Genomic DNA, 3,235 nt, shown 5'->3' with positions numbered 1-3,235 from the left:
ACTTCCGCTGGGGCAAGGAGGCTGCCGCGTAGCAGCGCACCAAGAAGAGCAGGTTTGGGACGGGGCTGAGCGGTCCCGTTCCTTCGAGGTCCCGTCGCCGGGACGCAGGAACCGGTGAGGCCGGGGGTAGTGCTGTGGGCGTTCAGCCTGGGTGAACCACGCGCCTTAGATTGGCCCACCGGCTCCTTTTTGACCGCATGATGTGGCGGCCCTGGTTCCGACCACGGACGGAAGCATGAGACCGGCGACAGGATGATCGCTCGGGGGACTTGACGCCCAACGGCCCGTTACGGAAGCACTACACCCTGAGACCGAACATCTAGTCACACGGCTGGCCGGAATCGAAAGCCGGCTCAATGCGGCCAATCTGGCGCCCAGCCACATGGCCGTGCTGATCGACAAGTACCGGGGGCCGGCTGGCGCTGCGACTCAACATCACGCCGCCGCGCGATTTCACGGACAGGTACTCGAGATCTGGATGACGCAAGCGGATGGTACGCCGCGCTCGCTGGGCCTGTTCCCCAGCGAGAAGAGTGGCACGATGACCGTTCTGGTCCTGTCGCAGGAAACGGCCATGTCGCTGGCCAAGGGGGAGCTTGCCGTCAAGCCTCAGGCCGTCGGGTGGCTCGGCAACCAGGGGCCCCGCCGGGCCCGGTCCTGTTCTCAGGCCCAGTCATGCCTGTCGATCTATGACGCGCCGAAATGGCGGCGACGCGGCATGGAAAAAAGCAAGACGCATCGCCTCATGAGGCGCTGTGGTCTGCCGGCTGAAGCTCGCCCAGCATGGTCGGGATCAGTTCCGACACGGTCGGGTGAATGTGCATGGCATGCTGCAACGTCGGGTAGGGTGCCTTGGCGGCCATGATGTCCAGCACGCCATGGATCGCCTCGTCCCCGCCGACACCGAGGATGGCTGCGCCCAGGATTGCCTGGCTCTGCGCGTCGACCACGATCTTCATGAAGCCCTGGGTCTCGCCCTTCTCGACCGCCCGGCCGACCCGGGTCATCGGCCGCATCCCGATCCGGATCGCTCTGCCCGATCGTCGGGCCTGGTCTTCGGTCATGCCCACGCGGCCGAGCGGCGGGTCGATATAGAGCGCATAGGCATCGATGCGGTCACTCACCCGGCGCGGCGCGTCGTCGAGCAGGTTGGCCGCCACGATCTCGAAGTCGTTGTAGGCGGTGTGGGTGAAGGCCCCGCGGCCGTTGCAGTCGCCGAGCGCCCAGATCCCCGGCACGTTCGTGCGCAGCTGATCATCGACCTGGATGTAGCCACGCTCGTCCACGGCAACGCCCGCCTCGTCGAGGCCCAGATCATGCGTGTTCGGCTGCCGGCCGACGGCCAGCAGGACGTGGGATCCCAGAACCTCGGGCTCGCCCGATCGACAATCGACGCCCAGGGCGATCTCGTCGCTGCGTGGCGCAAAGCGGATGCACTCAGCGCTCAACCGGACCGCAATCCCTTCGTTCTCGAGGATCTGCCTGATCGCGTCCGACACGTCCGGGTCTTCCCGCTGGACCAGCCGGGGCCCCTTCTCCACGACCGTCACCTCGCTGCCGAAGCGGCGGTACATCTGCGCGAACTCCAGGCCGATATAGCTGCCCCCCACGATGACGAGGTGCCGCGGCACCCGGTCGAGCTCGAGGATCGTGGTGTTGGTCAGGTAGGGGATGCGATCAACGCCGGGCAGATCGGGCACCAGGGCCCGGCCGCCGACATTGATGAAGATGCGCTGGCCAGCCAGCCGTTCGCTGCCGACCTGCACCTCGGTAGGGGAATGAAAGCGCGCATGGCCACGGTGGATCGTGCAGCCGTCCATGTTCTGCAGCCAGGCTTCCACGCCCTCCCGGGACTTGGCCGAGATCGCATCCTTGCGTGCCTTGACGGCGGCCATGTCGACCGCGACCGGGCCGCTGATCATCACCCCGTACTCGCCGGCCCGGCGCGCCAGATGAGCGGCATGGGCACTGGCGACCAGTGCCTTGGTCGGAATGCAGCCCGTGTTGACACAGGTGCCGCCGAACAGCTTCCGCTCGACCAGGGCGACCTTCATACCGGCTGCGGTAAGGCGGCCGGCCAAAGGCGGTCCGGCCTGACCTGCCCCGATTACGATCGCATCATAGTAGGCACTCATGCCGATGGTTCCCTGCCCGCCTGCTCCCGCACGATGTAGTCGGCGTACCAGTCCGGCCAGCCCGCATCATGCTGGCCGGTCCGCTGCTCATGTTCGCCATGCGCGTTCGCTGCACGCCGCAGCGCTGCTGCCAGCTCGGTCGCCGAGACGAACGCCGTTTCGCCGGCGTCCACGCGTCCAGGCAATCGGGTGGTGACTTCCTGGAGCAGCCAGCCATTGCCGTCAGGGTCGCTGAACGACGCATAGGACTGATAGCTGCGATGCTCGGGACCCGGGCCGCCGATCCGGCGCCGCCCGAACAGGTAGGGCGGGTCGGTGCCTGCGTGCTCGTCGCCGGCGCCATGGAACACTTCGCTGATCCCGATGCCACGCTCAAGCAGCTCGTTACGGGCAGCCTCGATATCGGCAACGATCAGGTACAGCCCCTGGGCAGAGCCGGGGGCTGCCGCGGTAACGTTTCTGCCGAAGATGACCGAGCAGCCAGAACCAGGCGGCGTGAACTGGATCACGCGCCAATTGCCGCCCGCCGCGAAGTCGGCGTCGAGCCTCCAGCCGAGTTTCCCGTAGAATTCCTTGGCCCGGTCGACATCCGCAACCGGGATGACGACGACTTCGAGTTTCGTGTCGACCGGCCGCGCCTTTGGTGCCTCGCCAACAGTGGCTATGGCTTCCTCCCGGGTGGACACGCTCGCACAGAGCTTCACGATGCTGCTCGTCTTTCGTTGCGGCGCAGGATCGACATGCCGGCTCATGACGCCCGAAGAACTCGAGCCACCACGATTTGTTCATGCAATGGAATGGATGATGCGAGAAAACGTCATTAGCTTTGTGACGGTCAAGGATCCATAGTCCACGATCTACACAAGATATGTCAACGCCAGGCTGATGCTCGCGCCAGTTCGCCCCCGCTTGAGCTGCGCCGGTGGCTGGTCACTCCGTCAGGACGACGAGCGGCTTCCCTGATCTTCCCTCGCCTTGGTGGACACGTTTGATACGCTCCTTGGGGCGAGGAAGGTGATCTGATGGCGAAGACGAGACGGGAGTTTACACCGGAGTTCAAACGGGAGGCTGTTGCGCTGTTGGAGAGCAGCGGCCGGCCG

2 protein-coding genes are annotated in these 3,235 nt (G+C 65.7%); both read right to left on the bottom strand.

The genetic code is table 11. From position 1 onward, the window contains the following. Nucleotides 1-743: 743 nt before the first annotated feature. On the bottom strand, nt 744-2,135 hold the full coding sequence (locus tag VNS22_RS19505; protein WP_325735371.1) for an FAD-containing oxidoreductase: 1,392 nt from the start codon (nt 2,133-2,135) through the stop codon (nt 744-746). Then, nucleotides 2,132-2,887, bottom strand: a complete 756-nt coding sequence (locus tag VNS22_RS19500) for a VOC family protein (protein ID WP_325735369.1) — start codon at nt 2,885-2,887, stop codon at nt 2,132-2,134. The genes VNS22_RS19505 and VNS22_RS19500 overlap by 4 nt, the downstream gene beginning before the upstream one ends. Nucleotides 2,888-3,235: the final 348 nt, after the last annotated feature.

It is taken from the genome of Geminicoccus sp. (assembly GCF_035556675.1).
Taxonomy (GTDB): Bacteria; Pseudomonadota; Alphaproteobacteria; order Geminicoccales; family Geminicoccaceae; genus Geminicoccus.
Note: the sequence above shows the minus strand (reverse complement) of the source record. Positions and strands in the feature narration are given on the sequence as shown.